Origin of the sequence: Flavobacterium sp. UBA7680, assembly GCF_002482975.1 — a bacterium.
Taxonomy (GTDB): domain Bacteria; phylum Bacteroidota; class Bacteroidia; order Flavobacteriales; family Flavobacteriaceae; genus Flavobacterium.
Genome location: NZ_DLHA01000047.1, coordinates 1 through 6,319 on the forward strand (window position 1 = coordinate 1; position 6,319 = coordinate 6,319).

The window sequence follows — 6,319 nt, forward strand, 5'->3', positions numbered from 1 at the left end:
ATAACCTTTTGTTCCTGGATATTCTTTACTTCCTGCGGATTTATTTTTACCTTCATACTTTATCAACCGGAGAGCCTTTCTGCTTAATCCGTCAAATTTATTAAGATCTTTAGCGGCAGATATAGCTCCAAAATTACTTATATAATAGCCTTTTCCATCCACATCAACAATCATTTTTTCATCTTCCAACCACTTGACAATTTCCGGAATATTGCTAGGTATCGGTTTTTTAAGTAAATCTAAAATTTTATCGTATTCAAGTAGTGTAATGACTTCAACCTCATTCAGCAATTTAGAAGAGTGTAACTCTTCCCATGTTGGTGTTTTACTATTGAGCATTAAAGCTCCGATTTCCTGGCGAGAGGCTTTACGAGTAGTTCCTCCGCTTCGAATATAACTCTCTTCAATCGTTTGGCTTTTAATATGAACCGGTTTTATGGCACTTTCTTTGATGTAAACAAACAATAGTTCTTGTCCTCTAAAGGTTTCAATACTGTGATCAATACTAACCAAAGGATCTACGCCATCTCTACATAGAGAAGCCAAACGCTCAATAATGACATCTGCGTCTGTTTTTGTAATCCCTAAAATTGTTGCCGTTTTATCATCTACACCGAAAACTAAAAAACCACCACCAGGTAAATTGGAAAAAGCCGTAATATGCTTGCATAACTTATCGTTTTTTGGCGATAAAGAGGCTTTCCAATCAATTTCATTAAGTTCACTAGGTATTTTTCCTAATGATTTTTCCAGGTAGGTAACTGCTTTTGGTATCCAATTTTTCATAAATCTTTTATTTTATTCTCAACTTTTGTCATTCTTACTAACATTAAAACTTTCATTTCGTTCTCTTTCCTAAAAATTTAAGCATTTGAGTTGATTTTATTTGTTGGTATACAAAATTCAAATCAATAAACAAAAGTTATGCTTTAATAGTAATTGAAATTAGCTGAATTTTGATATTTCATTTAAGGTTTGTCTTTATAACTTCAAATATAATTTTTTTTGATGCCATTTAAATTAAAGCGAGGTTTATTAATTTGTGAATAAAGTAATCCAAATTTACAGGCTTGTCAGAACTTTAGGCAAAACCTCGTAATTATTTTGTAAAGGTAATTTTATATTGAATCAAAATCTGATTCAAAAAATGATATCATCAATCATTTTGTCTAAAGTGTTACTTGGAAGTGTGTTTAAATAAGACATTGTAGATTTAATGTCCTTATGGCCTAAAGCTTCTTTAATGATGTCTAGTGAAATATTATTAAATTTCAGAATAGTTGCAAATGAATGCCTTGCACAGTAGTAGGTTATTTTCTTCTTAATGCCCAAGTCAGTAATAATTTTTTTAAGTGGTGTGTTTATATAAATTTTGAGATATTTTTCTTTTTTGTTATTTATATAAATTTCGGAGTTCTGATTATTATGAATGATATTGAATAAATAGAGTGAATCGGCTGGTGAAGTATACTCTGCAATTTTGTGTTTCCAGAAATCGTTTATTTTAAAGTTTACTATTACCTCAGTTTTGCTTCTTTTATAAGTAATTGTTTCTTTATATAGATCTGTTTTTTTTAATTGCATTAAATCAATGAAATTAATTCCTCTTCCATAAAAGCTTAGCAAAAACATATCTCTTGCAAAAACATCATTTTTTTTTAGTAATTGTGCATTTTTCAATAATAGGAGTTCTTCTTCGGATAAATATTCTTTTTTACCACTTTCTTTGATTTTTGATACTTTAAATTTATTAAAAGGATATGTTGTTGCGGGAATGATTTCGCGATTAATAGCTTTGTTAAAAACTGCTCTTAAAGTACGAATTCTTATGCCAATTGTACTTTGGCTATTATTGTTGCCGTTTAAAAAGGATTGATATTTATAGATTGCATCTACAGATAAATCCCTGAAAGTAATTTCGGTTCTGTTGAAAAACCGTTGAATCGATTTTAAGGTGTCTTTTTCAATGTTGTAGCTTGATAGTTTTCCTGCATTTCTAATTTCTTCAATTAAGCTTTCGTGAAAAGCTGTATAGCTTAAGGCTTGCTGTTTTCCTGAAGCCTTTTTGAATTTGGTTACAATATCCTGTAAGGTGAAAGGTGTTTCATCTAATTCGAATTCATGAATAATATCGTTAACCCGGCCCGAATATTTTTCAATCAGATCATTAATTTGCTTGTATTCTTTGTGAGATTTTTTAAGACGCTCTGTTTCGAATGACCAATCTTCATATTTGCATTTTTTCCTGATAGACAAACTAGTATTAATCCTGTCTTTAATTAAGACAAGATTAATGAAGTACTCTCCTTGTGCATTTCCTGTTGCCTTTAATGTAAATTTGTATGATACCATTATTGAAAAATATAACTTAAAAACTGACGAACATTTGACGAGCAAAAGTACAATTAAAATAAGAAATAATGATTTATTATTTATTTTTTAAGGCGTAACTAATTGATTTACAGGTATAATAATTAAAAATAATTTATAGTAAAATATATTAAACCTGACTCATAATCAGGTGGTCCCTGGTTCGAGCCCAGGTGGGACCACATAAAATGCCTTTACAGAAATGTAGAGGCTTTTTTTTTGACGTAAACCCAGTATTCATGGGCTTTTTAAAAATGGATGATTTAAAACAATCTACTTTCTTATAAAAGTCTAGGGGTACAACTCGGGGCACAATGTCATTTTACGAGGGGTGCAATTTTTCAAGTCCTGAAAGTATGCTAATTAATTTAAAATCAATTAGCTATGAAAAAAGAAAACTTCACGATTTTGTTTGTCTTAAAAAAAGTTAGACTAAACAATAAAGGACAATGTCCAATCAATGTACGGGTTACTTATAGGGGTGTCCGTAAAGAAAATGCAACAGGTTATTTTGTCGAGCCTAAAAAATGGGATGCAAGTCGACAAGTTATAAACTCAAAATCATTTGGTGCTATTAATAATAATGCACAGTTAGATTTAATTAAACAAAAAATCAAAAACTCTTATTTATCACTTCTCTTAGAAAGTGAAGACTTTGGTGTAAATGATGTCTATTTAAAGTATTTAGGCAAACCTCTAAAAGAAAAGGAATTCGTTGTCATTTACTTTCAAAAGTACTTAGATAAGATTTATAAATTAATAGGTAAAGATTTGCAATTAGCAACTTGGAAAAAATACAACTATGTAAACGTTCAAGTCATGGGGTTTATTAAATGGAAGTATAAAAAGAAGGACTTTCCCTTAGAACAAATTACATTACAGTTTTTAAATGAATTTGAGTATTATCTCAAAACTGAACAGAATCAAGGTCAGTCTACTATTAATAAAGCAATACAGAGGTTTCGTAAATTAATCAAGATTGCGGTAGCTGAAGATGTTTTAAACAAAGACCCATTTGTTCTCTATAAGCCTAAGAAAGTAAAAAAAGATGTAATTTTTCTAACTACTGCTGAATTAAAGTTAATAGAAGAAACTTCAATATTTCAGCCGAGATTACAACTGACCAGAGACTTATTTATCTTTTGCTGTTATACAGGTCTTGCATATAGTGAAATGAGTAGATTTGAAAAAGGGAATATTCAAATTGGTTTTGATGATGTTAACTGGATTCAGATGAGAAGAGAAAAAACACAACGTCAAATTTCTATCCCTATTTTGCCAAAAGCTCAAGAAATCATTGATAAATATTCTACTGATCTTAATCTAATATTTCCATCTATAAGCAATCAAAAATTCAATTCTTATCTAAAAGAAATTGCTGATATTATAGGGATTCAAAAGAGATTAACTCACCATACTGCAAGAAAAACATTTGCTTCTACTGTTTTGCTTTTTAATAACGTTCCGATGGAAATAGTTTCAGAATTACTTGGTCATTCAAACATGTTGATTACTCAGGAAAGCTATGGAAAGGTAGTTCAACGAAAAGTAAGTGATGAAATGAGAAAGCTAAAGAGTAAAATTGCAAATTCCGGTTATATTGATCACCCCATTCCGTTTTAAAGTGAGCACCTCATTCCAGTTCAAAATGACCACCTAATTCCGGAGCAAAATGACCACCTCCGTTTTGATTAAAAACTATATTTTTTCATCTGTTAATTAGTATTCAAATATAATAAAATATCACTCTTTGTTTATTCCTCTTTTCTTTCTCATCGATTCTCCATGTAATTCAAGCCTGTGAGATTGGTGTATAAGTCTGTCTAATATTGCATCGGCTATCGTTTTTTCTCCAATTATGTCATACCAGCCCTGAACTGGGATTTGTGATGTCACGATTATAGAGCCGTTATTATGCCTGTCCTCTATGATCTCTAAAAGAGTAATTCGGTTATGGCTGTCAAGTGCCTGGAGTCCAAAATCATCAAGTATTATAACATCCTGTCTTTGTATTTTGGTAAGTTCCCGCAGATAAGTGCCATCTGCTTTAGCCATTTTTAGTCTAGCAAACAATTTTGAGGTATTAAAATAGCTGACCTTAAAACCCTGTATACAGGCTTGATAACCTAATGCAGTACCTAAATAACTTTTACCGACACCGGTGCTTCCAGTGATTAAAATGTTTTCGTTTTTCTCTATAAATTCGCATTCTGCCAGACGCAGTACCATGTTTCGGTCCAGATTACGTGATACATCAAAATTGATACTTTCAATATTTGATTTGTAATGGAATTTGGCATTAGTGATACTTCGTTCAATACGACGATTGTACCTTTCATCCCATTCTGCATCAATAATCATCGATACAAACTGGTCAAGGGTATAATGATCTGTTTTTCCGCTTTCAATGGCTGTTTTAAAAGCATTAAACATGCCATAAAGCTTCATTTGTTTCATTTTGGTTACTGTGGATTCATTCATTTTTTCAAGATTTAATTTAGTTATAATAATGTTTTCCTCTTATGTTACTATGATCGGGAAGTTCCTGCTCAGGCTCTTGATCAAAATCAATATGATCCAAGTTGTTTTCTAAAATATTTTGTATGGTCTTAAAATTGTAAATTTTAAAATCAAGTGCCCGCCTGCAGGCATTTATTAATCGCTGTCTGCCTACCTTTTTTTCAAAATTCAGTATTCCTAAACAACTTTTATAAGCCTGTTCCGGATGATTTCTGCTTTCGATTATCTGCATTATATATTCTCCCACTGACTCATCAATATTATTAGCCCATTCAATGAAGCGGGCAGCACTCCATTGGGCTACAAATTGATGTGTACTTGCTAAATGCTCAGGGGTTGTTGTATAGACATAAGGTTTGTAGTTTCTTGGATGTACAGCTATTCGATTGTATTTATAATAAATCTCTACCGTTGATTTGGTATATAACAGCTTTGCTTTCTTTTTTACATATTGATACGGAACGCTGTAATAGTTTTTGTCCTGGCTTAATTGAACATGACCGTTTTGCATTACTGTTGCAAAAGATTGATATTTAATTTCAAAACGATCTTGTGGCAGTGGACGCAGTTTTTCTTTTTCGTCTTCTAAAAATAATTCAAAGCGGGAATAAGGCCGTCCTGTTAGTTTTCTGTTATTATGAGAGTCAAGTAAATCCCAGATCTGCTGATTTAATTCTTCCAGAGAAAAGAACTTGGTTTCTTTTATGGTTACATAAATCCTTCGATATAATATCTTAACAGCTCCTTCAACTAATGATTTGTCTCTGGGCCTGTAAGCTCTGGCAGGCAGAATTGTAGTTTCGTAGTGTTCTGCTAAATCAGCCAGGGTTTCATTGATTGTCGGTTCAAAACGACTGCTTTTTATTACTGCAGATTTTAAATTATCCGGAACAATGGCAGCAGGAGTGCCTTCAAAAAAGCGCATGGCATTCTCTACCGAGTCAACAAAGTTTTCCTTTTGCTGGCTCATGGAAGCTTCAGCATACGTGTATTGGCTGGCTCCTAATATTGCTACAAAAAATTGTACTTCTTTGACCTCTCCCGTATCTATATCAATAATTGAGAGTGTCTTTCCGGCATAATCAACATACATTTTATCACCAGCCTTATGGTTCATATGCATGACCGGATTAACTCGTTTGCCCCATATATTGTAGTGATAGTGAAATTGTGAAGTTCGATAACCATCTGGATTTACAGCAATATATTGTTCCCACATATGCTGTACGGTAACGCCAACTTTTTTTAGTTCACGTTCCATTTTAGGAAAAAAATCATAAAGTGTCTGTAATCTCGGGCTAATGGCCTCTACACTAGTCTGGGAGAATAAAAGTTCCAGCTCTGCATCGGTTTTTTGGTCGATTAATTCAAAGCTTAATCCGAGAACTTCAAATAAGGAAATATATTTCTTTACCGTATTTCTTGAAAG

At 32.2% G+C, this 6,319-nt stretch carries 5 protein-coding genes; 1 reads left to right on the plus strand and 4 read right to left on the minus strand.

The features are described 5' to 3' along the window. Together B3C18_RS19730 and B3C18_RS19735 are read right to left on the minus strand one after the other, a co-directional pair. Nucleotides 1-786: helix-turn-helix domain-containing protein (locus B3C18_RS19730; protein WP_291150646.1), on the minus strand; the 786-nt coding region annotated here is incomplete at its 3' end. A 354-nt stretch (nucleotides 787-1,140) separates the two neighbouring features. Then, nucleotides 1,141-2,352, minus strand: coding sequence for a site-specific integrase (locus B3C18_RS19735; protein ID WP_291150648.1), 1,212 nt, complete (start codon nucleotides 2,350-2,352; stop codon nucleotides 1,141-1,143). Nucleotides 2,353-2,754: 402 nt separating this feature from the next. Here B3C18_RS19735 and B3C18_RS19740 point away from each other — a divergent pair, with 402 nt between their 5' ends. After that, nucleotides 2,755-3,993 carry a site-specific integrase gene (locus B3C18_RS19740; protein WP_291150651.1) on the plus strand — a complete coding sequence of 413 codons (1,239 nt, stop codon included), beginning with the start codon at nucleotides 2,755-2,757 and terminating at the stop codon, nucleotides 3,991-3,993. A 120-nt stretch (nucleotides 3,994-4,113) separates the two neighbouring features. Here B3C18_RS19740 and istB read toward each other — a convergent pair whose 3' ends face one another. Together istB and istA are read right to left on the minus strand one after the other, a co-directional pair. Continuing rightward, on the minus strand, nucleotides 4,114-4,851 hold the full coding sequence (gene istB, locus B3C18_RS19745) for an IS21-like element helper ATPase IstB (protein ID WP_056251131.1): 738 nt from the start codon (nucleotides 4,849-4,851) through the stop codon (nucleotides 4,114-4,116). A gap of 16 nt (nucleotides 4,852-4,867) precedes the next feature. Then, the coding region (istA, locus tag B3C18_RS19750) for an IS21 family transposase (protein WP_291150671.1) at nucleotides 4,868-6,319 on the minus strand (1,452 nt) is incomplete at its 5' end.